Below are 24,684 nucleotides of genomic sequence, written 5' to 3' on the forward strand. Positions count from 1 at the left end.
GTTACGACAGCGATAGCGCTGTTTCCCTTCAGCACTTTTACCATTTTTGACCACATCCGTCGTGTGACAGTGCGGACAACAGACCGGTTCTAATACCATTGTGAGCGGACCTGATAGACACCATGATCATCTTGACTCATTGCACAGGTCTAGAACACTACCCCATTTCATCGCAGTTCACCCAAAAACTGAAAATTTTGAAGCCTAGCTCAAATTCAACATACTGTACGTTTCTCGAATCCGATATTGCCCGAGAGATAGATAGTCTCTGGAAGAAAATCTCTTGCCTCTTGCAGTGCTCTGGCCTTCGCCTTTGTCTAAAACGAAGCAGGAGGGGTAATGCCTCGCCGAACGAGGTCTGATTCTAGGGATTGCAAAAACTCAAATTCCTTTCCAGGAAGGGCATGATCGTGCCCTTCCTGCTCGGGCTGTATGAACCCAAACGCGGCTTGGAATTCAGCTGGACCCATTGAGATGGGCGCACTGAGATGGCAGGGAATTGCCCGTTCGAACTGCCACTGAGCTACCTGGTTGACCCATCTTTGGACTTCAGGGACATCTCGGTTAAAGATAAGCGTCTGTAACACCGGGGCAACAAACGGTCGTCCTTCGCCATGGAGTGCCTGAAACGATGCTTGCCAGTCCGTTTTCCACTGAAAAGGATAAAGCCCAAAATAAGCTTTGCGAGAATTGTCCGGCGCTTTTCTGGCGTCTTTGATAGCTTGACCTAGCGTAGGAACATGCAGCGAACTGGGACGAAAGAAGAAGGAAAACAGAGCAATGCGGTGCCAACCTCGACGACGTGCTTCAGGAGTATCCACTATTGGGTCCTCAACGCGATCGCGGGAATGGAATAGAAGCGGATAGGGATCTAGATTTAATACTGGTGGTGGATCGAAGGGGACCGAGACGATGGCATCTGTCAGCAGCAAGGTCCGACTATCGCGATGAAAGAGAGCCACTTCGACAAACGGCCCTAACCCTAATCTAATCGGACCCAAAATCGCACAATCAAATTGATCTGCGAAGGGGATAGAGCTACTTTGGGTCAAAATATGGGTTCGTTTTGGGGGCAGACCTAGCCAACTCAGAGGCAGGTTGATAGGGTAGCTCCACTGATTGGGGGCAACGTAGACCTCTGCCTGAGGGAATTTTCGAGCAAAGGGACCGACAAACACTTTGTGCTCGATACCCGTTGTCGTGGTCATCAGGATGTATCGCACAGGACCGTGTTGTACTTCCAGCGATCGCACTTGGCGAATACATTCAGGCGTCGGTGCGACGGGAGAGTAAACAAGCAGTCCAGTCGGTCGTAACTTAACAACCGTCATGCGAATCGGAACTACAACGTAAAAGATGCCTTGGTACTGATCAAACGTCCAGAGGGTATCTTTGACCACTTCCCTAACTAACGTCGGGCGCTGACCATAGGGATAAAGCGGCACGGCAGGCCAAAAGGGCCAGGCATAGGCGCGATCGCGTTTGTGAAAGCCATTGGTGCTGGAAGACGTAGATCCTTGACTGCCCATGTTGTCTAGTTGTAGTTTGCCCCTCTGAATTGTAAAGACTCCTGACAGTTGTTCGATCAGTCAGCCAGCAGAAAATACGAATACCAATTTTCAAAATCAGGACTTACGCAGTTGCATCCAGCAATGACAAATTCCCACACCGTGTGATGTGGGAACCGATGCAGGAGCATGACGTGTCTGTGGCTGCCGAGCTTTAGGTGATCAAAGACAAGTCCGTTTCATAGACTGCTTCACCCTATTGCTCTACATCTTGGAGCTAGTTAACAGCGTCGGCTGCTGTTTGGACCTCGCTTTGGGTGTCTTGAGCGGATGCTGGTGCCTCATCTATAAGGCCGTGGGCCACCAGGACCGAACACGTGGCGTGGTGCATGACATAGTTGCTGACGCTACCAAGGAAAAACTCACTTAAACCGGAGCGTCCTCGGCTACCCACAATCACCAAATCAGCATTCCAGGTCTGGGCAATGTCACAAATCACGCGGCCTGGATCACCAGCGACTTGCGTGAATTCGGTTTTGACCCCTTGGGTCATCGCGTCAGCCGCAAACTGACGCAGCTCAACAATCCCTTCCTGTTCATACGTTTCCCATCGCTTTTGATAAGTATCCCAAGCAGCGCTGTCAGAAATTGGATAGTAAGAGTGATAGGCCCTGACTGGTAACCCTGGACTGCCATCTTCATAGGCAGAGAGGACGCGAACAAGCATTAGGTCGGCTGACATGGCTTTGGCGACCGACATCGCTTTATCCATTAGTGGAGTTCGCAGAGAAGAGTGATCCAGCGCAACCAAAATTCTTTTATACATAACAGTCTCCTAGAATCGGGGCAGCTTGAAGTCGTGGTGACGCCTTGAATTGGAGGACACACTCTGAGCGTTCTGAAATGAAGGACTACGAGAAGATCCTAAGCAACTCCTACCTATGGGAAGGCATCCCTTACTCAAACCGGAAAGAATGGCCTATTGACTAGCCAGCTATCTTTCCTTACTTCGATCTTAGTGTGGCGATCGCGGGAATCTAAACTTCGCTTAATATGCGATCGCACACTGAGCAACAGCTGTAAACTTTCGCAATCTTGTTGGGTCAGGCGATAGGTAAATGATCTTCTCAGATCTTGCAATTGTCCCGATATTGCCTGGTCTGGCCCCCCTGCCCCCAAATTTGGGGGGTTCTGACATCGAAGTTCCCCAGAATTGGGGGACTTAGGGGGCAAATGTAGGATGCTGAAGTACTAGTGCAAGATCTTTGATCTTCCCATTCAGGACTGCATCAACCATAGAGTGCACTTGCTGTAGGATGCACAACACCCAATGGGAGACTTCAGCCATATGTAGCTCTGCGCCTTGGAAAATACATCAGCGCCCAGACAAGCGGACCAAACCAATGCCGCCAAAGTAGAGAGACAGCACCGCCCCTGCCAGCAAACTTTGAGTTACCGGATCCGTGGAAGGCGTGAGAACAGCCCCCAGAACCGCAGCACCTAATAAGATATAGCGCCACCCCTTCAGCATCGTATCGGAACTAACAATCCCCAATAGCGCTAGCAAGAACTGAATGACAGGAATTTGAAATGCCAGTCCTGTACTGAACAACAGCAGCAGCACAAATTCAAAGTACCGATCGATCGACCACAGTTGTTCAACCACATCCTCGCCGTAGCTAATGAAGAAGTTTAGCGCAGCGGGAATCAAAGCAATGTAGGCAAAAAACAGTCCCACAAAGAACAACACACTCGATCCCAAGACGATTGGCCCCATTAGACGCCGCTCTCGACGGGTCAGTCCTGGCAGCACAAACATGATGAGCTGATAAAGAATGAACGGGCTAGCAATTAGAATGCCACTGTAGCCCGCCACCTTGAGAGAAACAAAGAAGTATTCTCCGGGTGAGAGCTGAAGAAACTTAGCTCCTTGAGCAGGGACCTCAAGCAGCTGCACGATGCGATCGACAAACGCAAAGCAGCCAATGACCCCAACAACAACAGCAATGAGCGAATAAAAGATGCGTATCCGCAACTCTTCGAGATGGTCAAAAATAGACATCTCAACATCGTTAGGAAGCTCATCGAGAAAGTCTTCTCGATCCAGCTCCGACTTCGGCGGTAGCGTATTGGTGTTAGGAGAAGAGGCCATAGCTTCGTAAGAGCGACTCAAAAAGACAAACTGTCCTCACTATTGTAAAGGCATCGCCATTCATAGGATTTCTACTGGGTTTGCAACGCTTGTGGGTCAGTTTCTGGCGTCAGAGTCAGGCTGCTGACGGAACCCGGAGATCCCATAGGGACCTCTTCACTACCATTGAATGAGTACATCACGCTGCCAGAATTTCCAGCCGTCACGGAGAGTTCACTATCAGCAGTCCAAGATTCTTTGGCGCCAGCCGTCAGAATACCCTCGTAGACTTCCTCTCCATCAGCGGTGACCCGCATCCAGGCATCCTCTTCAATGTTGACCGCGAAGGTAATAGGAGAACCCGTCAACGGAGTGTTGGCGATCGCGCCCTCAGCTTCAGTCGTGCCCGCGACTGTTGTATCGCTAGCACCTGCCTCTACAGGAGCGGTGCCCTCAGCTGCCGATAGGTCTGACGACTCCTCTGGTTCAGCAGGCGTGACTGATTCTTCAGTCGTCTCAGGAGACGCTGCTTGCTGAGGTGTATTACGAGTGGTGAGCAAAGCAATAAGACCTGTGATCGCCCCCAGCGCCACAACGCCCAACAGCCAACCCCAGCTATTGCCTGTTTTACTTGCCCTCACAGGTGTGAAAGAGCTACCGTTATGGGTCGGCTCTGCTTTAGAAAGCACCTTCAAACCGTGGCGGTCCTGCTGCTTAACGATCCCCTCAACGGAACCGCTGTTGGCAAGTTCAGGATTAGGCAAAACGGAGACAGGCGTTGGCTCAAACTGCTGAGAAACTTCTCGACCGTTTAAGCCCAGATGCTCAGCATATCGGCGAATAAATCCTTGAACAAACACAGGCTCTGGCAGCGTTTCCCAGTCACCTGCTTCGATCGCTCTTACCAAAGCTGGACGAATGAAAATCTGGTTGGCAACTTCATCGACGGTCTTGCCCTTTTCCTTGCGAACGCTTTGGAGATAGGCACCGACATTGAGAAGCTGTTCCTGCTGAACTGAATTCACCGTGTTTACCTTGCCTCATTCAGGGAAACAGTTGAGAAGAGTCTATAGAAAACTCTTCATGGAGGTAATTGTAAAGGGAAATGTTATTTTAATGAATCACCGGAGCGCTGCAATATTTCAATGCGGCGAGCAATGTCTGGATTGTATAAGCGCAAGTAGTTCCAATATCCGCCAAATACGGAGCGAATATAGTCTTTCGTTTCGGGAAACGGAATCTTGTCGGCGAAATCATCTTCATCCGTGTAATTTCTGCGCGCAATCCAGTCTGCTACGTTTCCAGGTCCCGCATTATAGCTCGCAACAGCGTAGAGGGAATGATTGCCGTACTCTTCGTGGGTGTAGTCCAAATACCAAGTCCCCAGCTCAATATTGCTGTTAGGATCATCCAAATTGTAGGCAGCAATATCCGTTTGGGCTTGAATCCACTCGGCGGTGTCGGGCATCACCTGCATAAGGCCAGCCGCCCCAACTACAGAGCGAATCTGCGGCTGAAATCGAGATTCCTGACGAATTAATGCTGTCACCAGCAGTGGATTCAAGTCGCGTTTCGCAGACCAGTCAGCAATCAAATTAGCGTAAGGGAATGGATAAAGCGTCTGCCAATAAGCAGGGTGCTCTTGCAGGGTTTGATGAGTTGCTTTTTCTTGAGGCTCATCTCGCCAGCTCAAGCTAGACACCATGAAGATGCCGTCTAAGTTGTCGCCTACGCCGACTCTAAGCACGCCATCGGTAAATTGTTCCTCAACAGAGGGATCTTGGCGGTTGTCGAATTCGACTTGCCAGAGGGACCAAGCATCTTGGTCTTGGCCTAGCAGATAAAGCTCTTGTAGGGTTGTCGAACCAACGGGTAGAGGTTGACGCCGAGTAGGAAGGGTGATGTCGGGCTGTAGCGATCGCACGGTGCGAAAATCACCCACATCCCATCCCAATGAAGCAGCCGAACGCCAGGCAAAATAGGACTCTGGATAAGTCCGAATGACCTGCTCGAATCGCTGGGAGGCCTCTTTTGTTTGTCCTGCTCTAAGTGCCCATTTAGCTGACCAGAAACCAATTTCAGGTGCTAGTTCACTGTCGGCATTCTCCTCCAGAAGCTGATCGGCCCACTGTAAAGCACCGGACCAATTCCCGGCCTGTCCAGCATTACGGGCGTATTGCGATCGCAGCTCCGCAGCCTCTTCCGACTGACTGTACTGCGCCAAAATGGTCTTCCGAATCTGAACCGCAGTGTCCGGGCTGTTGAGCGTCTCCATGATCTTGGCCTTTTCGACCAATGCTTCTCCAGCTCGATCAGGAAAGCGCTGGATAACCTGATCTAATAGCGGGAGCGCTGTTTCTTCATCGACCAGAGCAGACAGCCTCATGAGACCTAGGCCGGTTTCGGGAGCTTCAGGAAACTGGGCATTCAGCGCATTGTAATAGGCGATCGCCGCTGCTCGTTGCTGCCCCAACTGTGATCCCCGCGCTGCTCGATACAGCGTTTGTGGACTCGCAGGTGCTTGACTGTAAGCCTTCCCAGCCGCTTTGTAAGATAGCCGTTCCCAGTAAGCAAAACCTACGTCCTGCCATTCCTCAGCTGTCAACTGTTCGCCATAGTTATCCACCAGCCGATCAACAAACGCTAGGCTATCGGAGCGATAAATGCCGTGCCGCGTAATCACCAGCAGCCAATCCTTCTTATTCGATGAAGGGGTCTCCTCAGAGAGCTTCTTCGCTGCGACCTCGACACTACGGGGATGATCGGGAAACCGCTGCAATAGTTGGTCCCAATATTCTGGCTGCTGCTGACCCAGCTGAAATAACGCCTCTGCGGCGGCTGGCTGATCGCCGTGCTCTTGCAAGACCGTTTCCCACGTTTCTTGGGCGATCGCTAACTCACCGATGCCTTTCTGCGCCTTGCCCAGCTTGATACGCGCATAGGCTTCTAGCTCAGGATATTCCTCGCTCAGTGCCTCAAGAATAGGAACTGCTTGCTCGTCTCGTCCTTGAGCGACGAGATCGCTGGCCAAGAGATAACGTGCGCGCAGCTGCTCAGCAGAAGGGGGTTGAGCCGCGATGACCGCCAGTGACTCTTCTCGTTGCTCTCGTGGCTGTAGAGCGAGTGCTAAGACCAGCGAATCTGGGTCAGCTTCTGAGAACGCCGACTGCTGTACATTAGCGGTTACTCCGCGACCATATTGACGTCCTGGCAACCAACCAGCTGCATCGGCTAGCGCTAAGGTTACCCCTAACCCCAAAGCCGTTACGCTGCCCAACCCAATCCAGGGCATCCACTCCTCTAATCGCTTCCGCATCGCCGCCTCCCCTTTTGATGCCGCCGCGCTTCCCTCTAGCAGTTCTAGCAGAAACTACCGAAAAAAGGGTGGGCGTTCCCAAAATATAGCTTTAGCCATCTAGGCTGGTGCACCCATATTATCCAGGTATTTAGCCCATAGTTCAGATGGCTCGCCGTCTTGCCCTAACAGAACTAACGACGGCTATAGTTCAGTAATCACGGAGTTCACTCAGCGACTTTTTCCACTTGTCTCATTTGATCCCTGACTAGTTGCTATTACTAGGCTGCTGAAGAAACGGCTAAAAAGACTGTCAAATCCCATGTTGGATAAAAGAAAACGGTAGCCTTAGACCTTTCTGCCCCCTTTGGCGAATTGCAGAACCTGTCAAGCTGTGATCAAATGTAGGAAAGGAAATTTTCTCAAAGTTGCTTGCACTATATGGACCTTCATCTTTCGACCCAGCCGCCACTTGATTGGACAGGAGATTGCTTTGCAGTAGGTGTCACTGAATCCGATTTGCCCCTGACTGGAACCTTAGCGGAGCTTAACGAAAAGCTCTCTGGACTGGTACAGGAATTGATTGATGAAGTTGAGTTTAAGGCAGCAGCCGATACCCATGCGACCATCCGTGTTGGTAACTCAGGCCCTTTCCGCAAGCTCATTTTGCTGGGGTTGGGTAAGCAAGAGGACTTGTCATTGGAAACGATGAGACGAGCGGGAGCCGCTGCTGCCCGTTTAAGCAAGAAGGAGAAGTGCAAAGTTTTAGGCATTTCTTTGCCTGTTTGGAATGACAATGCTGCGCTGACTACTCAGGCGATCGCAGAAGGAGCACTCCTTGCCCTCCATGAGGACAACCGCTTCAAGTCTGAAGCAGAGGATAAACAGTTCACGCTTGATCGTATCGAGATCATTGGCTTTCCTAACGAGGCCCCAGCCCTTGCTAGAGCACAGCAGGTTGCTGATGGTGTCATCCTGGCCCGTGAGTTAGTGGCTGCGCCTCCTAACGTCGTGACTCCCGCTAAGCTGGCCGAGACGGCTGAGGACATTGCTCAACAACATAGCATTGAGGTTGAAATTTTAGACAGAGAAGCCTGTATGGCACTCGGTATGGGGGCATTCTTGGGCGTCTCTCAAGCATCCGATCTGCCGCCCAAATTTATTCACTTAACCTATAGACCGTCAGAGACACCGCGTCGCAAGCTCGCCATTATTGGCAAAGGACTCACCTTCGATTCGGGCGGCCTTAACATCAAAGCAGGCGCGGGCAGCATGATCGAAATGATGAAGTTTGACATGGGTGGCGCAGCAGCAACATTGGGAGCCGCCAAAGCGATCGCGCAAATCAAGCCAGACGTTGAAGTTCACTTCATCAGTGCAGCAGCAGAAAACATGATCAGCGGCAATGCTCTGCATCCTGGCGACATCGTTACGGCCTCTAATGGCAAAACCATTGAAGTGAACAACACCGACGCAGAGGGCCGCTTAACACTGGCCGATGCTTTAGTCTTCGCTGAAAAGTTAGGTGTCGATGCCATGATTGATCTAGCAACGTTAACTGGAGCTAGCATCATCGCTTTAGGAGACTCTATCGCTGGATTGTGGAGTCCAGACGATACGTTAGCAAAGGAAATCGAAGCGGCTTCTGGCGTTGCGGGCGAAAAGCTTTGGCGGATGCCTCTCGAAGAAAAATACTTTGAAGGCATGAAATCTCTCGTTGCGGATATGAAAAATACAGGCCCTCGATTTGGCGGCGCAATCACCGCAGCGCTGTTCCTCAAGCAATTCGTCAAAGAAACCGCCTGGGCACACCTAGACATGGCGGGTCCCGTTTGGAACGATCGCGAAAACGCCTATAACAGTCCTGGTGCAACAGGTTACGGCGTTCGTACCCTTGTTCAATGGGTACTGTCCTAAGCGCCTTTCAGGGGGTGACCAAAACATCCCCCATACCTCCTTCCATTTCAAAAAATTCGTACCGTAACCCGCTGCGCATTTTATATTCAGTGCCTTCAGTCGCACCGGATGCATCCTCGTGGATGCATGATGATGAGGTTTCATCAACAAAAAATTCTTGGACGTCGTTTTGCCGTTAATCTATTACCAATTGCGGAATTAACGCCTGCTTGCTTGTTGCATGCTTCATAGTCATCTACTTATAGGTCTATGCATCTCTTCGAGCGTGAGCGTCAGGAACTTGTCCGAACTCTCAGTAACTTACCTGCCGTCCAATTCGACGAAGTTGTCTTCGTGATGGAACTGCCTGGCGGTGTTTTGCCCCCTTCGTCAGCACCTCAAGGACAGCGCGCGGTCTCTTTACTGGAATGGGCTGAAAAAACTGGGCCAGGATTGGACTCTCTGCGCAGTGTTCTCAATGAAGTTTTAGGCCGAGAGCTACCCTCCCAAGAGGCGATTTGCCCGTATAAAGGACTCGCCTATTTCGACTGCAACGACGAAGACTACAAGTTCTTTTATGGCCGCGAGGAACTGGTTCGAAGGCTGTTAGATCGAGTTGCTAAGTCCAATTTTTTGGCGATCGCCGGAGCCTCTGGTAGCGGCAAGTCATCTGTCCTGCGAGCCGGCCTACTTCAGCGGCTTAAAGATGAAAAATCAAACGAGATTCGGATTTTAGTTCCGGGAGAACATCCCCTCAGCAGCTTGGCGCTTGCCTTTGTTAACAAGACGGCTGGACGGGTTAGACAAGCCAGAGAACAGCGAGACGCCGAGGCTCTACTGCAAGATGGCGCCAAAGGACTGCGGTATTTAATCCAAAACTCCAGGGCACAGCGAGTTGTGCTGGTGGTTGATCAATTCGAAGAAGCTTTTACTCTATGTCATGACCCCATAGAGCGGCAGCAGTTTTTTGAAACGCTGCTGGGGGCCGTGGAGAGTATGCCCTCGCAGCTCTGCCTGATCTTGGCGATGCGATCAGATTTTCTCGGCAAGTGTCTGGAACAGGACTATGGTGGTTTGGCCCAAAAGGTGCAAGATCATCTAGAGTCCGTCCGGGTGATGAATCCTCACGAGCTAAAGCTGGCGATCTCTGAACCTGCGCGGAGAGCCGGTCTGACTTTAGAGCCAGGATTAGTAGAAAGGCTGCTGGAGGACGTGGAGCAATCACCGGGGGGCCTTCCTCTGCTGCAATATACGCTGACGGAACTGTGGAAGCGGCGCGAAGGCAACCAACTCAAGATATCGACCTACCGAGAACTTGGGGGAGTGACTGGGACACTCAAACAGCGGGCCGACAAGATATTGGAGTCCTTATCACTCAAAGAACAGGAGACCGCTAAACACATTTTCCTAAACCTGACCCAGTTGGGCGAAGGGGCTGACGATACACGCCGTCGCGTGACTCAAGATAGTCTGGTCTCTTCTCAGCATCCCCAAAAGCAAGTCGCGACAGTCGTCAAAGCTTTAGCCGATGCTAATCTGCTTGTTACCGATGAACGGGGAGCATCTAATCAACGGGGCAAAGGTGTTGCTACCCTTGATGTTGCCCACGAAGCGCTGATCCGCAACTGGCCTCAGCTGAAGCAATGGCTGAACGATAGTCGAGATTGGCTGCGGCAACAGCGCAAGATTGAAACGGACGCTCAGGAATGGGTGCTGCACAAGAAGCCAAGTAGTTTTCTTTTGAAAGGCCCTAAACTAGCGGCGGCTGAAAGCTTTTTCAAGGATCCTGCCAAACGAGCGGCGCTATCCAGCGATGCTGAGGCCTTTGTGAAAAAGAGTGTGCGATCGCACCGCAACTGGACCTTAATCCGAAAAACTGCTTTCAGTGCCGCCATCTTGATCTCTGCGGGGCTATTGGGGACTTTTGCGATCGCCAACCAATCGAGCCGCAGTCGCGTCTTGGCAGAAAATGCTGGAACGTTGCTTAGCCTGCGTGAAATCGATGCTTTGAACGAAGCGCTGACGGCTGCCAACATTCAAGAAAGAGTCGGATTCATCACTCGATTACCGAGACAAATTCCAGGGATTGCCCCCCTGATTGACAATCATTTCAGAGTCAACGGAGCCTTACACAACACCGTTTACGGCATTCGTCAGAAAAACATTCTGAGAGGGCACGAAAGCATTGTTTTGGCTGCTAGTGTCAGCCATGACCAGACGTTGATTGCGTCTGCTGATGCGAGCGGCGTCATCAGGCTCTGGGATTTTGACGGAGCGCTGTTAGGAATGGTCGATACGTACCCACTCGGAGTGCATATGCAAGACATTACCAGCGTTGCGTTTGACTCTGAAGACCAGCAATTGGTTTCCGCTAGCTCCGATGGAACGATCGCTCTTTGGGATCTGCAAAGGGAGGGAGAAACCGTTGAGCTAGAGCATGAAACCACTATTGCAGGCCATAGCGATCGCGTCAGCAGAGTGGAATTTGAGCCTGGTGACGAAGGCATTATCTCTGCTAGCCACGACGGCACCATTCGATTCTGGACGCTAGAGGGCGAACCACAGACCTTAGACGGCAATCCCAAAATCATTCAGGCCGAGCAAGGCGCTATTCATGACCTTGATGTCAGAACAAGCGACGATGCTGAATCAGGCGCTTTCTTACTCGCATCAGCCGGTGAGATAGGTACTGTCAAGCTGTGGAGGCCAACTGGAGAATTCCATAAAGGGTTCAAAGTTGATAGCTGCAATGATATGTCGTGCAGTGTATACGGTGTCGGCTTCAGCCACAACGGCGATTATTTAGCGACTGCGAGCGCCAACGGACGAGTTCATCTCTGGACCTTGGACGGAAACTACATCGAGATGCTGGGTAAATATGGTGAGGAAGTGACGGAACTGACCTTTGCGCCCAAAGTCGATGCGGAAGATGAGGCGATAAAAGACGCGGATACCCTAGCCGCAGTGGATCGAGACGGTGCTATTAGGCTTTGGTTTCGAGGGCGAGACGGTCAATTCACGCCTAATGAAGATCTTTCCCTGCCGGGACACGATCTTGGTGTGAATCAGATCAGCTTCAGCGCAGATGGTCAAACAGTGGTAACCGCTAGCGATGACCAAACTGTCCAGCTTTGGCAAGGCACTCGCGACACCCTTAATCCTGTTATGAACCCGTGGCACGGTAATGTCATTGCTGTTAGCAGCAGCTTGCATCCCAGTGGTGAAAAGCTGGTCATGGCTGGAGATTCAAGCGATGAAAACGCCGGACAGGTCCGCTTGTTACAGCTCGATTTAGAGGCAGGCAGTTGGCAAGAGGTCGTCAAGAGACCTCATCTGTTGAAACCCAAAGGGGCTGCAACAGAATCTAGCAGTGACGACATCGCCCCAGCTTGCGATGACGATCGCAGTCTGAGTCAAAGCGACGAAACGGAAGCCGTACCCGTTCATGACATTAACTTTAGCCATGATGGGGAGGTGATTGCATCAACTGGCGTGGATGGCACGATTAAGCTGTGGACAGCAGACCTAGACTGTATCGCAGTCCTCGCAGAGCACGAAAGTCGAGTTGCTGCCGTCAGCTTTGCTCCAGATGGGACATTGGCGTCTGCCGACCAGGGCAGTCGAATTGTGGTTTGGGAACCCGGCGGACAAAACCCTCAAGATCTGGAAGTGGAAGGCTATGTTGTTTTCTACTCGATCGCCTTCAATCCTGATGGCACCCTACTCGCAGCCAGTGGTCATGACAAAATCATTCGGCTGTGGCAAAAGACTGATGCAGGCTGGCAGGCACTCGCACCCCTTGAAGGACACGTATCCAACGTTTACACCATTGCCTTTAGTCCTGACGGCAAGCTCCTAATCTCTGGTAGCCGAGGTGGTGCAGTCAAAATTTGGAAAATTAACGGTACTACAGGTAAACTCCTCGAAACGGTTTATGACCATGCAGACAGTATCAACGACATTAGCTTTAGTCCTAATGAGCAGGTTTTTGCAACCGCTGGAAGAGATGGAAAAGTCGTTGTCTGGAGTCGTGACGGGAATAAGCTTTATGACATTCGCGGACATTATCATTCCGTCGATAGCGTCCAATTTAGCGCCGATGGTTCTTACCTGGTTTCCAGCAGTCGGGACGGTTATACACTCATTCGAAATTTTGACTTGAAGACTCTGACGAGTCGAGGCTGTGGCCTGTTGGAGAATTATTTGCGATCGCCCTCCTCAGCCGAACAACAGGCCTGCAAATAGGCAGGCAAAGTCACTATTTTTTGCGTTCTATCCGCATTCCTGACTCGATGAATTGAAGTTGAAATTACCGAACCCGTTAGACCCTTTTGCCTAACAACTATAGGCAAGCCTGACAGATTCTTTAACCCCAATCAGAGTGTAAAGGATATCAATCATGCCAACCGTTACAGCCAATGCAACGACTGTTCTGAAAGCTAAGAATATTCATTCCACCGAACTTCAAGACTCTGAAAAGATCGTAGTACCCGAAGGGCAGGAGTTCTTCGTTACCCACTTTGGTCCAGATCAAAACAATCACATGTCGATGCGGTTAGCGAGTCCTCTATTAGCTGCTGATCGTTCCACTAAGCTGCAAGAAGTGTTCGGCTACATTCCCCACTTTGAATTTACGGGTAGTCCTAATCGGTTTACAAATACACATGACACTAATAAGCTCATTAAGCTTGACGTTCCCTATTTCTTTCAGCGCGATAACGACTGGCATACCACTCACGGTGGAGGGTGGCGTCACTGTAATTTAACCTGCCATGCCATGCTCGTTGATTTTCTTCTGAAAGGCGAACTGACTCGATTAGCAGAACAAAAGGGCATTCGAGAGCCAGAGGGCGTGTATGCCGATGTGTTGGCGAAGTATGGCAACACGACTGACCATCACCCTCATCCCCAGGCTTTAAAAGACTTTGGAATTGAGGCTTATTTTTCTTATTCTCTGTCCAACAAAGACTTAATGCGATCGCTCCAGGCTGGTATTCCTGTGGTCATCGGTGTGGACTACAAAGACTCCGGTCATTTCTGCTGCGTTGTTGGGCATGATCCCGATCAGAAAGGCTACATCGTTCACGACCCTAACGGTGTTCGCTACGGCGCATCAGATATGTACGACACTAGTGTTAAAGGTGCCTTTGATTTCTACAGCTACTCGCTGATGAAACAAATCTTTTGGGTTGAAGGAGCTGAGAGAGGTTGGGGAACCATCGTCACTTCTGTTAAAGGACGTCCAACAGGGTTACCTCAAGGTTTATAGTTATAGCTTTAGCCATCTAGGTTTGTGCACCCAAATAGCATCTGGGCACTTAGCGCATGCCAGATGGCTTGCCGTTTTGTCCTAACGGAACTGGCGACGGCTATAAGCGATCGCGCGTCCTCCTTTGCCCTTTTCCTATCTCTTCCTATGACCGAGATTGTCCTCGATCCTAAAACGCGACTGGCCTTAATCCGGAGTTTGGCGAGCCTGCCGCCGTCTCAATTTGAAGAGCTGTTGTTTGCCCTTGACCTACCGCAAGGAATTCTCTCATCATCTCAGGCGTCTCAGGGAACGCGGGCTAAAGAGCTGCTCGACTGGGCCAAAGGACCAACTGGAACAGGATTATCATCGGTCTTGCAGATCTTGGATGACTACGTTCCTTTAGCCAATTTGGGGATTGCTGTGGCAGGCAAAGCTGTAGCGTCTCAGGCTGGTTCTGTTTCTCAAAGGGCTTCTTCTAATAGGGAATCTGGGGTGACCAACCCTGTTTCAGCTTCCGCTAAAGCGGTGTTTATCTCCTATGCATGGGGCGGCGAAAGTGAGGCGATCACGAATCAAATTGACGCAGTCTTTCAGACAAAAGCAATTACGCTGATTCGTGACAAACGCGACCTAGGTTTTAAGGGACGTATTAAAGCGTTTATGGAAGACATTGGTCAGGGCCGAGCGGTGATTGTGGTGATCAGCGATAAGTACCTCAGATCTGAGAACTGCATGTTCGAATTAGTGGAAATTGCGGCCAATGGGGACTTCTACGATCGCATCTTTCCGATTGTTCTCGCAGACGCTCAAATCTATAAGCCGCTCAAGCGTATTCAGTACGTCCAGCATTGGGAAAAAGAAATTGCTGAGTTAGACGAAGCCATGAAAACAGTCAGTGCTGCTAATCTTCAGGGCTTTCGCGAGGCGATCGATCTCTACACTCGCATCCGCAACACCATCGCTACCCTGACAGAAACTCTGAAGGACATGAATACCCTGACGCCAGAAATGCATGTGGATTCTGAATTTGCCGATTTGTTTGCCGCGATCGAGCAACGCCTTAACCGCGATTGAACTCTACTGTGAATGTTTTTCTGAACCAGGATTCTGAACCGGGCTTCATACAATTGACCCAACTTAAGAAGTGAACGGCCAATAATTGACACTGCGACAAGTGTCACAGTAAATTGGCACACGAAAAGTCATCCAGCGCTACAACAGTGTCATAGCGAAAGGAAATTCTCCTCAAGCTAAACAACACTTTCTCAAGGTTTGGAAAATTCCATGAAAGCACAATTCTTTTCTATCGCTGCATTGGGTTTGCTTGGCTCTATCGTCCTCACATCTTCTGCTCAGGCTCAATCGGTACCCACTGAACCCACTGATTACAACTATGTAGGGCTTGGCGTAGGAGTTGGTGATGTTGGTGACAGTGACTTTGGCTTAGCCGTTAACGGTAAGGTAACTGTGGGCAACAACGTTTCCGTCCGTCCCAGCGTGCTCACCGATTTTGACTTCTCTGATGGAGGGACGGCTTTTCAGATTCCGCTGACCTACGACTTCAACCCCGTCACGGCTAACGGTAAGCTGCTGCCTTACGCTGGAGGCGGTGTCGCCTTCACCGTAGGAGATGATAGCGATGTTGGTCCCCTGTTGACTGCTGGTGTTGACTATCGGGTTACTGAAGAAGTGACACTCAATGGAGCAGTGAACTGGGCAATCTATGACGACAGCCAAGTCAACGGCGTTGTCGGCGTTGGCTACACGTTCTAGCAATCCATCAAAAGCTCAGGGTTCTTGTTTGGTTCAGCGATCAGCAGGCTGATTGGTCAGAACCCTGGGTGACGGTGTAGCTTTAGTCAGCCTAGTCAGGACCGTTAAGCGATAAAACCAAGCAGGCCAAGGGATTTTTGCCCTTGGCCTGCTGCCTTTAGAGTAGCTATTCCAATACGTCTTTGAGAGCTGTACGAGCTGCGAGGTGATTTCGGGTTGTCATCAAGATCTCAGCTTCACGCTCAAGTCGATTGCCCGTACTCACCATCTCTAATAAAGCTTGTTGTTCATCAGCAGCGTCGTAGAGATTACTTGCAATCCAGTAGGAGAGTTCTCTAGGGAGGGTTGGAATATTGTTGGGCAGTTCAACTTCCCGACTGGTTAGCTTGGCTGACAGCTGAACAACATCCCGTAGGAGTTGGTCGACTTCACCGACAAGAGAGGACAAATCCTGCTCGGAAGGTTGATCGTCAATCCATTCAACCAAGCCTACTCGATAAGGCTTCTCTCGCACATAATCTAGAACTCGAAAACGCTGCTTGCCAATAGTCAGCATTTTCATCCGATCGTCTGGCAGCCTTTGGGAATGCAATATCTCCGCAGAACAGCCAATGCGAGCAGGTTTCTCAGTATCAGGATCAAACATTAATACTCCAAAACTGCGATCGCCCTGGAGTATGGTGTTCATCATGATTCTGTAGCGAAATTCAAAAATATGAAGCGGTAAGTGAGCACCTGGAAATAAAACCAGCTCAGGTAGAGGAAACAGAGGAAGTTCTCTAACAGCCAATGAAGAAGAAGGCATTTATCTGTACGTGCCAAATCCGTAATTACAAGAGAGACGAGAACGTCAACGCTCTCAACCTCTGGTTATTTTTATTCTATCGCATCAATTTTTTAACACGTAGATGAAACCAGCGGCGCTATGAGGTTAAGAGCTACTTTTCAGGCGACGATCAATACCTTCAAGCAACAGCTTCTATAGCTTCACCTCAATATCTACCCCAGCGGGTAAGTCAAGCTTCATCAAAGCGTCGATCGTCTTAGAAGAGGGTTGATAGATATCAATAATGCGGCGGTGAGTTCTGGTTTCAAAGTGCTCGCGAGAATCCTTGTTGACGTGAGGAGAGCGGAGAACACAATAAATTTTTCGCTTAGTCGGAAGCGGAATTGGGCCGATCGCTGTAGCGTTGGTGCGATTGGCCGTATCGACAATCTTTTCACAAGAAGTGTCAAGCAGTCTACGGTCAAATGCTTTTAAGCGGATACGAATTTTTTGCTGCTGAATAGTCGCCATCCCAAAGTTACCTAATCTAAATTTTCAAGGTTCTGTGCAAATCAGTAGAAGAATCCAAGAGCGTCCAGGTCCTTCTTCCAAAGACTTAAAGAGGAGAGCTTCAGCCGCAGGAAACTCTCCTCAAGTTGAATCAGCGAGGTTACTTATTCAACGATTTTAGAAACGACACCCGCACCAACGGTACGACCGCCTTCACGAATCGCGAAACGCATTCCGTTCTCAATCGCGATCGGGTTGATAAGCTTAACCGTCATCTTAATGCGATCGCCTGGCATCACCATTTCCACTTTGCTGCCATCATCAGCAGTGTACTCAGCAATCTCGCCAGTCACATCCGTAGTTCGGATGTAGAACTGAGGCTTATAACCTGCAAAGAAAGGAGTATGACGACCGCCTTCTTCCTTCTTGAGAATATAAACTTCACCCTCGAACTGAGTGTGAGGCGTGATGGTACCAGGCTTAACTAGCACCATGCCACGCTCGATATCTTCCTTCTGAATACCCCGGAGTAGCACACCAACGTTGTCGCCAGCTTGCCCTTCGTCTAGGGTTTTCTGGAACATTTCGACACCTGTGACCGTGGTGCTGCGAGTGTCTCTGATGCCGACGATTTCAACTGTCTCACCAACTTTGACGATGCCGCGCTCAATACGACCCGTAGCCACTGTTCCGCGACCCGTAATTGAGAAGACGTCCTCCACAGCCATCAAGAAGGGCTTATCAACGTCCCGCTCTGGAGTAGGAATATACTCGTCAACGGTACCCATCAGGTTCAGGATCTTGTCAACCCACTCATCATCACCTTTGGTGATAGAAGGCTTAGCCGTCAAAGCTTCTACAGCCTTCAGCGCAGAACCAATTGTGATGGGAATATCGTCACCAGGGAAGTCATAGTCGCTAAGCAGTTCACGAACCTCTAGTTCGACTAGCTCAAGCAATTCTTCGTCATCCACCTGGTCTTGCTTGTTCAAGAACACGACCAACGCGGGAACACCCACCTGCCTTGCCAAGAGAATGTGCTCTCGGGTTTGAGGCATGGGACCATCTGCGGCAGAGCATACCAGGATGGCACCATCCATCTGAGCAGCACCCGTGATCATGTTCTTCACGTAGTCTGCGTGACCAGGGCAATCCACGTGAGCATAGTGACGGTTATCCGTCTCGTACTCTACGTGAGCCGTATTGATAGTAATCCCACGAGCTTTTTCTTCGGGAGCAGCGTCAATGTCCTCGTAGTTACGAGCTTTAGCGCCACCCGCCGCCGCAAGAGCCATAGTGATTGCTGCTGTCAACGTGGTCTTACCATGATCGACGTGACCGATGGTACCAATGTTGACGTGAGGTTTGTTTCTTTCAAACTTCTCTCGTGCCATTTACGTTACGTGTCCCTAAACTAAACCTACGCGTTCCCATTGTTTTTAGCGATGATGGCTTCTGCCACACTCCGAGGAACCTCTTCATAGTGGCTAAATTCCATCGAAAAAATGCCACGACCCTGGGTTTTGGACCGGATATCCGTGGCATACCCAAACATCTCGGCCAAGGGTACCTTAGCAGCAACCTTGGTGATGCCGTCTTCAGATCCCATACCCTCGATCTGACCTCGCCGAGAATTGAGGTCTCCAATCACGTCCCCTAAGAAATCTTCAGGGGCTTCGACCTCAACTTTCATTGTAGGTTCGAGGAGCACAGGAGAAGCCTTTAAGACCCCCTCACGCATAGCCATTGATCCTGCGATCTTAAAAGCCATTTCTGAGGAGTCAACGTCGTGGTAAGAGCCGTCTACCAGAGTGACCTTAAGGTCGATGACAGGATACCCGGCTAGAATACCAGATTCACAAGCCTCTTTCATACCCTGTTCCGCAGGAGCAATAAACTCCTTCGGAATAGTGCCTCCCACAATTTTAGACACAAATTCGAATCCGCTTCCACTTTCAGCCGGTTCGACCTCGATGACGACGTGACCGTACTGCCCTTTGCCGCCACTCTGGCGAATGAACTTGCCTTCCACATTAGATGTTTGGCGAACGGTTTCTCGGTAAGCCACTTGAGGCGTGCCAATATTCGCTTCAACTTTGAATTCTCGCAGCATCCGGTCCACCAGGATGTCTAAATGTAGCTCACCCATACCAGCAATGACCGTCTGATTGGTTTCCGAATCGATGCTGACGCGGAATGTTGGATCTTCTTCGGATAAGGATTGCAGTGCTTTGGAAAGCTTCTCCATATCCTGTTTGGTTTTCGGCTCAACCGCAACTGAAATGACAGGTTCTGGGATGTAAAGCGATTCTAGAATGATGGGTTCATCCGGAGTACAGATGGTATCACCCGTGATGGTATCCCTGAGACCCAGAACTGCTCCCAAGTCACCCGCACGCAACTCATCCACTTCAATTCGTTCGTCTGCCTTGAGGACGATAAGACGTGAAATGCGCTCCTTTTTGTCCTTAGTGGCATTCAAGACGTAGCTGCCTTTTTTAAGCACGCCTGAATAGACCCGAATGAACGTTAATCGTCCATAAGGATCAGCCATGATCTTAAAGGCTAGCGCTGCAAATGGCTCATCGTCGTTGGCCCGCCTCTTGGCCTCTGAACCATCAGGCAGCAGCCCTTGAATCGGCGGTACGTCGATGGGGGCCGGCAAATAGTCAACCACTGCATCCAACAGAAGCTGAACGCCTTTATTTTTGAAGGCTGAGCCACACAGCATGGGTACCATTGTTCCTGAAAGCACGGCTTGCCGAATAGCAGAGACGATTTCCGCTTCAGTCAGCTCTTCGCCTTCCAGATATTTCTCCATCAGGGCATCGCTAGTATCAGCGATCGCCTCAAGCAGTTCAGTGCGATATTCCTGCGCTGTTTCCAAAACTTCTTCAGGAACCTCGGTATCTTCCATATCGACGCCAAGGTCGTCGTTGTAGATGCGGGCTCGCATGCGAACCAGGTCAACAACTCCTCTAAAGTGATCTTCTGCACCAATCGGAATCTGAATTGGAATCGCAGGTGCTTTAAGGCGATCGCGAATTTGCTCGTGAACCTTAAAAAAGTTGGCTCCAGTGCGATCCATCTTGTTGACGAAAGCAATACGAGGCACCGTGTAGCGATTGGCCTGACGCCACACCGTTTCAGACTGAGGTTGAACTCCCTCAACCGATGAGAACACCGCAATCACTCCGTCCAAAACCCGCATAGAGCGCTCCACCTCAATGGTGAAGTCAACGTGTCCAGGGGTGTCGATAATATTGATGCGGTGATCGCGCCAGCTAGTACTGATCGCCGCTGCCGTGATGGTGATGCCGCGCTCTCGCTCTTGCTCCATCCAGTCGGTAACCGCAGTACCTTCATGGACTTCACCAATCTTATGAACCACCCCTGAGTAGAACAGCATCCGTTCAGTCGTGGTGGTCTTTCCTGCGTCAATATGAGCAGCAATACCAATATTTCTTATGGACTCTAAGGGATTCGTACGTGCCACGGTGGTCTCCTTGGCAATCACCAAGACTAGCTGATGCCTAGTCTATCGTTTTGGACATTAAACGTCTCAAGCCACTAGCGCTCAAGGTTAATAGCCTAATAACGATAGTGAGCAAAGGCTTTGTTGGCTTCAGCCATTCGATGGGTTTCTTCGCGCTTACGCACAGCGCTGCCTGTCTCGTTAGCGGCGTCCATCAGCTCATTCGCTAACTTCATCGCCATCGTCTTGCCGCCGCGACTGCGCGAGAATTGAGTAATCCATCGCAGGGCTAGCGCTGTTCCCCGATCCTGCCGAACTTCCATCGGCACTTGGTAGGTTGCGCCCCCAACCCGTCGAGCTTTCACTTCGACCAAAGGCGTCACATTGCGAACAGCCTCCTCAAAAACTTCGAGGGGTTCGCCATTGGTTCGCTCTTCAATAATCTTGAAAGCGTCATAGACGATGTGATTAGCAACCGACTTTTTACCGTCTAGCATGATACGGCGAATCATCATGCTGACTAGGCGACTGTTGTAAACAGAATCGGGCGGAACGGTACGCTTCTGTGCGGAAGTACGACGAGACATAATAATCCTTCAGGTGCTCTGTGGTTGGGCCAGAAAAAAATCAAAGTGGAGTCTGGAGCAGATTTTTAAGTCAGGCAAGCCCCGTACCTGAAAAGCATTTGCTCTTTCGATTGAAAGCCGGTGTCAGCTCAACGACTCTGACACTATTCCTTAGGCTTTTTAGCGCCATATTTAGAGCGCCCTTGTTTCCGGTCCTTAACACCAGCGGTGTCAAGCGTTCCACGAATGATGTGATAGCGCACACCAGGAAGGTCTTTGACACGACCTCCTCGGATCATGACAACGGAGTGCTCCTGCAAGTTGTGACCAATGCCAGGAATATATGCAGTCACCTCAAACCCCGACGTTAAGCGTACCCTTGCAACCTTACGCAAAGCAGAGTTTGGCTTCTTAGGGGTGGTCGTGTAAACGCGAGTACAAACCCCACGCCGCTGAGGACAACTCTTGAGCGCTGGAGACTTAGTTTTCTCTTTTAACTTTGTACGTTCACTTCGAACTAGCTGCTGAATAGTTGGCATTTGGTCGACAAATTAATGGTAGTGAATTGTGCTTTCTATTGATGTCACAAGCTCTAATAGTACCGAAGAATTCCATAAAGTGTCAACGACAACAATTTTCTCACTGCCATAGTGCTGGTGAGTCAGTTTGGCGCAGATTAGTCAAGCCTTAGTGGACCCCCAAGAGAGCTATCGCATCTTTAGCCACTCCGAATCACAACATTGCCAAATCTGATGTTTTTCCTTCCACCCAATACATATGGACATTCCTGAATAGATATTACTGATGGCACTGCACCTGCTAGGTCACGGAGGAATTAGGGTGTTGCTGAATTTCGGGATGAACTGGTCAGGTAGTCAACTTGGCGAATTAGCTTGTGGCATGACTCCCTTAACCTCCCACCTTGAGGGACTTCCAAGCAATGCTCCTCGGTTGAAAGGGACAATCTTCCTTTTAATAAGCAGATTGATAAGCAATGTTGAAATCTAGTTTGAAGCTCTGACTATCTCAAGAGGTTTGAAAAGAGTCTCAGCCTACACAATAAGAAAAGATTAGTTGGCAATGAACAACGGGACTAGATGGCAGTAGGGTCAAAGCAATTGGAATAGAGGGTCTTCTATGGTCTAAATTCATATTTCGCGCCTTTTCTAGCGACAAGTTTAAAAAACACGTGGTTACGGTGAATTCGCAAAGCTATATTTTTTATCTGAGCATATTAAAATCAGAATGAGAGATATCTATCAGTCCTGCAAAGGCATTTCACGGCGCTCTTTTGCAAAGCTAGCTCATCTCTGTTGAGACTAAGGCACAGCATCAACTGAGACAGATTGCCTTGGAATAGGTTCTCTGTTCTTGCTTCATGGGCCTAACTCAAGGCTCAAATTTCATCTGGCTGGGCGTTAAAACTATCACGTTATTGTCTCTTGACTTGTAACGGGACGGTTTTTTAGTAGTTGCGCTATCTATCTAAGAATGCCTTCTCAGGTGGACAATACTATCCAAAGAAATCTGTTGTTTAACAGGTAGATTGTCCTATCAAAATTAGGGAGAAATTTGTTTGCATTAGGAGGATTTTACGCAGTGGCGAACTACTACCCTTGGAAGATCGATAGCCTGAAGAATTTTCTTGAGCTTGAAATGTGCTGTGGAAGAGATTTGAAGGAGATAGCCAACCGGTTAAGTATCTCATCGAGTGTGCTCAAAGGATGGCTAACACCACCTTACTCAATAACGTTGACCATTACATTCGAGCAAATTCGGGCGATCGCTCATTATCGTGGTTGGTCAATTGACAAGACATTAGAATGGCTGGAAATTGGACCAGCTCACCTAAAAGAGATACTGGAGCGTCAGAGCCACAAGACCTAGAAGCTATCCAGCCAGGTGATCTGTGCCAGACAGATTAGGTATTGGTACACTGATGACAAACGAGTAGCCTTTGAATAGATTGCAGATTCTTCAGAGCCTACTCAGTTTTTCAGCATTTCAAAAAGACGTATATTAATCGAACGCTAGAGCTTGAGGATGTCAGACTTGTGACAATTGTCTGTATGTTGATGCAACAGTGTAAGCTATCGTGCCTTTGGGTATAAGTCTGGATGTTCATCTTAAGTTGACTTTAACTATTGACCAGAGCTGGCAAAACTCTTTACAAGACAGGAAAACGTTAGATTTCAAAGTTGTCTTCAGCGCTTTCCAATTTATATCTTGCTAAACCAAGCTTGCTAGGGTCGCGACGCAAGGCTAGATAGAGGAATAGTCCAGGATCTTTCTTCACGGAGAGATTTAGATGGAAAAATGGTGATTGGAATATTGTGAATTAGCGCGATCGCACCCTCACTCAACTATGACCCTTTATGACTGCATCATTGTCGGAGCTGGCCCCAGTGGAGGAGCGGCGGCTTATCACCTTGCTAAGGCAGGGCGCTCAGTTCTGATTGTTGAGCGAGAAACATTGCCTCGCTACAAGCCGTGTGGAGGTGGAGTTTCTCCCCAAGTTGCTGAGTGGTTTGACTTCGACTTTTCGCCGGCAATTTCCGTACGAGTGAATCGGATTCGCTGCACGTGGAAAATGGCAGACCCCGTTGATGCAGAGGTGCCCAAAGATGAGGCCTTGTGGATGGTGCGTCGTGATGAATTTGACTATTTTTTGGTGCAGCAGGCTCAGCGTCAGGGAGCAGAGTTGTGGGATGGAACAAAGGCAAAGGGCATTGTGTTTACGGGCGATCGCTGGCGAGTTGAAACTTCGCATCAGCCCGTCGAAGGTCAATATCTTATCGCTGCAGATGGTGGACGAGGCGTGATGGCGAGGTGGCTGGGTTTTAAGCAGCGACGCCATCTGTTAGCCGCTGCGGTTGAAATCGAACCCCGTCTCACCATGCCAGATAATCCGCTTCTGTATCTAGAAATGGGAATGGTGCAGCACGGCTACTTATGGAATTTTCCAAAAGCAGACGGGTATTCCATTGGGGGTGGCGTTATGCGGGTTGGAGAGCAGCGGCGTCAGGATTTACGACCTCCTATTGCTGACTATGCCACTCATTTTGATATTGAGATGGCGCAGCAAAAAGCACACGGACATCCTATTCTTGCTTGGGATGGCGACCAACCCCTACATACGCAAAATGCGCTACTTGCGGGAGAAGCTGCGTGTGTAGTCGATCCGTTCACAGCCGAGGGTATTCGTCCAGCTCTATTTAGTGGAGTTAAAGCTGCCGCTGCCATTGACCAGGCACTCGCCGGAGACGTCGATGCATTAGAAGGGTATACCCAAGTGATGCAGGTTGAATGGGGACAAGATATGCGTTGGGCCAAGCGTCTCGCTAAGGTCTTTTATAAAGCGCCAAAGCTGGCTTATCGCATTGGTGTCAAGCGCCCCAACGCGGCTCCAACCATCGTGAAGCTATTCAACGGCAAGGCTGGCTATGCGGAAGTTGCCCAGCGAGCTATCAACCGTCTAAGTGGCGGTCTTTTAAAGGGTGTATCTCGATAGCA

The 24,684-nt window shown here is 49.9% G+C and carries 19 protein-coding genes; 7 read left to right on the forward strand and 12 right to left on the reverse strand.

All coding sequences use genetic code 11. The features are described 5' to 3' along the window. The 6 genes from PN498_RS28600 to PN498_RS13770 form a co-directional block, all read right to left on the reverse strand. On the reverse strand, positions 1 to 99 hold a 99-nt coding region (locus tag PN498_RS28600; RefSeq protein ID WP_442951422.1), incomplete at its 3' end, for an IS1/IS1595 family N-terminal zinc-binding domain-containing protein. Between the two features lie 218 nt (positions 100 to 317). Then, entirely contained in the window at positions 318 to 1,529 is a 1,212-nt protein-coding gene (locus PN498_RS13750; protein WP_272063383.1) for a DUF4336 domain-containing protein, read from the reverse strand. 256 nt (positions 1,530 to 1,785) lie between these two features. After that, the gene (locus PN498_RS13755) at positions 1,786 to 2,334 is read right to left on the reverse strand and encodes a universal stress protein (RefSeq protein WP_272063384.1); all 549 of its coding nucleotides are present in this window, start codon (positions 2,332 to 2,334) and stop codon (positions 1,786 to 1,788) included. A 549-nt stretch (positions 2,335 to 2,883) separates the two neighbouring features. Beyond that, complete coding sequence (tatC, locus tag PN498_RS13760; RefSeq protein ID WP_272063385.1) at positions 2,884 to 3,660, reverse strand: twin-arginine translocase subunit TatC; 777 nt, start codon at positions 3,658 to 3,660, stop codon at positions 2,884 to 2,886. A 71-nt stretch (positions 3,661 to 3,731) separates the two neighbouring features. Beyond that, a complete protein-coding gene (locus tag PN498_RS13765) occupies positions 3,732 to 4,664 on the reverse strand; it encodes a helix-turn-helix domain-containing protein (protein WP_272063386.1) in 933 nt (310 codons plus the stop codon). An 83-nt stretch (positions 4,665 to 4,747) separates the two neighbouring features. Next, positions 4,748 to 6,955: a transglycosylase SLT domain-containing protein gene (locus tag PN498_RS13770; protein WP_272063387.1), complete on the reverse strand. Its 2,208-nt coding sequence runs from the start codon at positions 6,953 to 6,955 to the stop codon at positions 4,748 to 4,750. A 420-nt stretch (positions 6,956 to 7,375) separates the two neighbouring features. On the opposite strand from PN498_RS13770, the gene PN498_RS13775 reads away from it, so the two are divergent. The 5 genes from PN498_RS13775 (at position 7,376) to PN498_RS13795 (ending at position 15,854) form a co-directional block, all read left to right on the forward strand. Beyond that, the gene (locus PN498_RS13775; protein WP_272063388.1) at positions 7,376 to 8,851 is read left to right on the forward strand and encodes a leucyl aminopeptidase; all 1,476 of its coding nucleotides are present in this window, start codon (positions 7,376 to 7,378) and stop codon (positions 8,849 to 8,851) included. Between the two features lie 249 nt (positions 8,852 to 9,100). After that, complete coding sequence (locus PN498_RS13780) at positions 9,101 to 13,075, forward strand: NACHT and WD repeat domain-containing protein (RefSeq protein ID WP_272063389.1); 3,975 nt, start codon at positions 9,101 to 9,103, stop codon at positions 13,073 to 13,075. A gap of 154 nt (positions 13,076 to 13,229) precedes the next feature. Beyond that, complete coding sequence (locus PN498_RS13785) at positions 13,230 to 14,099, forward strand: C39 family peptidase (RefSeq protein ID WP_272063390.1); 870 nt, start codon at positions 13,230 to 13,232, stop codon at positions 14,097 to 14,099. A gap of 63 nt (positions 14,100 to 14,162) precedes the next feature. Further along, the gene (locus PN498_RS13790) at positions 14,163 to 15,155 is read left to right on the forward strand and encodes a toll/interleukin-1 receptor domain-containing protein (RefSeq protein ID WP_272063391.1); all 993 of its coding nucleotides are present in this window, start codon (positions 14,163 to 14,165) and stop codon (positions 15,153 to 15,155) included. A 210-nt stretch (positions 15,156 to 15,365) separates the two neighbouring features. After that, positions 15,366 to 15,854, forward strand: coding sequence for an outer membrane protein (locus tag PN498_RS13795; RefSeq protein WP_272063392.1), 489 nt, complete (start codon positions 15,366 to 15,368; stop codon positions 15,852 to 15,854). Positions 15,855 to 16,020: 166 nt separating this feature from the next. Here the strand turns inward: PN498_RS13795 and PN498_RS13800 are convergent, their stop codons facing one another. The 6 genes from PN498_RS13800 to rpsL all read right to left on the reverse strand — a co-directional run bounded on the left by PN498_RS13800 (position 16,021) and on the right by rpsL (position 21,710). Then, the gene (locus PN498_RS13800; protein ID WP_272063393.1) at positions 16,021 to 16,659 is read right to left on the reverse strand and encodes an LON peptidase substrate-binding domain-containing protein; all 639 of its coding nucleotides are present in this window, start codon (positions 16,657 to 16,659) and stop codon (positions 16,021 to 16,023) included. Between the two features lie 174 nt (positions 16,660 to 16,833). Further along, entirely contained in the window at positions 16,834 to 17,151 is a 318-nt protein-coding gene (gene rpsJ / locus PN498_RS13805; RefSeq protein WP_039724891.1) for a 30S ribosomal protein S10, read from the reverse strand. Between the two features lie 143 nt (positions 17,152 to 17,294). Further along, a complete protein-coding gene (tuf, locus tag PN498_RS13810) occupies positions 17,295 to 18,524 on the reverse strand; it encodes an elongation factor Tu (RefSeq protein WP_272063394.1) in 1,230 nt (409 codons plus the stop codon). A gap of 26 nt (positions 18,525 to 18,550) precedes the next feature. After that, complete coding sequence (gene fusA / locus PN498_RS13815; RefSeq protein WP_272063395.1) at positions 18,551 to 20,626, reverse strand: elongation factor G; 2,076 nt, start codon at positions 20,624 to 20,626, stop codon at positions 18,551 to 18,553. A 95-nt stretch (positions 20,627 to 20,721) separates the two neighbouring features. Beyond that, positions 20,722 to 21,192: a 30S ribosomal protein S7 gene (gene rpsG, locus PN498_RS13820; RefSeq protein WP_272063396.1), complete on the reverse strand. Its 471-nt coding sequence runs from the start codon at positions 21,190 to 21,192 to the stop codon at positions 20,722 to 20,724. 143 nt (positions 21,193 to 21,335) lie between these two features. Further along, positions 21,336 to 21,710 carry a 30S ribosomal protein S12 gene (rpsL, locus tag PN498_RS13825; RefSeq protein ID WP_272063397.1) on the reverse strand — a complete coding sequence of 125 codons (375 nt, stop codon included), beginning with the start codon at positions 21,708 to 21,710 and terminating at the stop codon, positions 21,336 to 21,338. A 1,060-nt stretch (positions 21,711 to 22,770) separates the two neighbouring features. Here rpsL and PN498_RS13830 point away from each other — a divergent pair. Both PN498_RS13830 and PN498_RS13835 read left to right on the forward strand, forming a co-directional pair. Further along, entirely contained in the window at positions 22,771 to 23,058 is a 288-nt protein-coding gene (locus tag PN498_RS13830; RefSeq protein ID WP_272063398.1) for a hypothetical protein, read from the forward strand. A gap of 436 nt (positions 23,059 to 23,494) precedes the next feature. Next, positions 23,495 to 24,682 (forward strand): geranylgeranyl reductase family protein, encoded by a 1,188-nt coding sequence (locus PN498_RS13835; RefSeq protein WP_334312254.1) that lies wholly within the window; start codon positions 23,495 to 23,497, stop codon positions 24,680 to 24,682. The last annotated feature ends 2 nt before the right edge of the window (positions 24,683 to 24,684 follow it).

Source organism: Oscillatoria sp. CS-180 (assembly GCF_028330965.1).
Classification (GTDB): Bacteria; Cyanobacteriota; Cyanobacteriia; order Phormidesmidales; family Phormidesmidaceae; genus Halomicronema.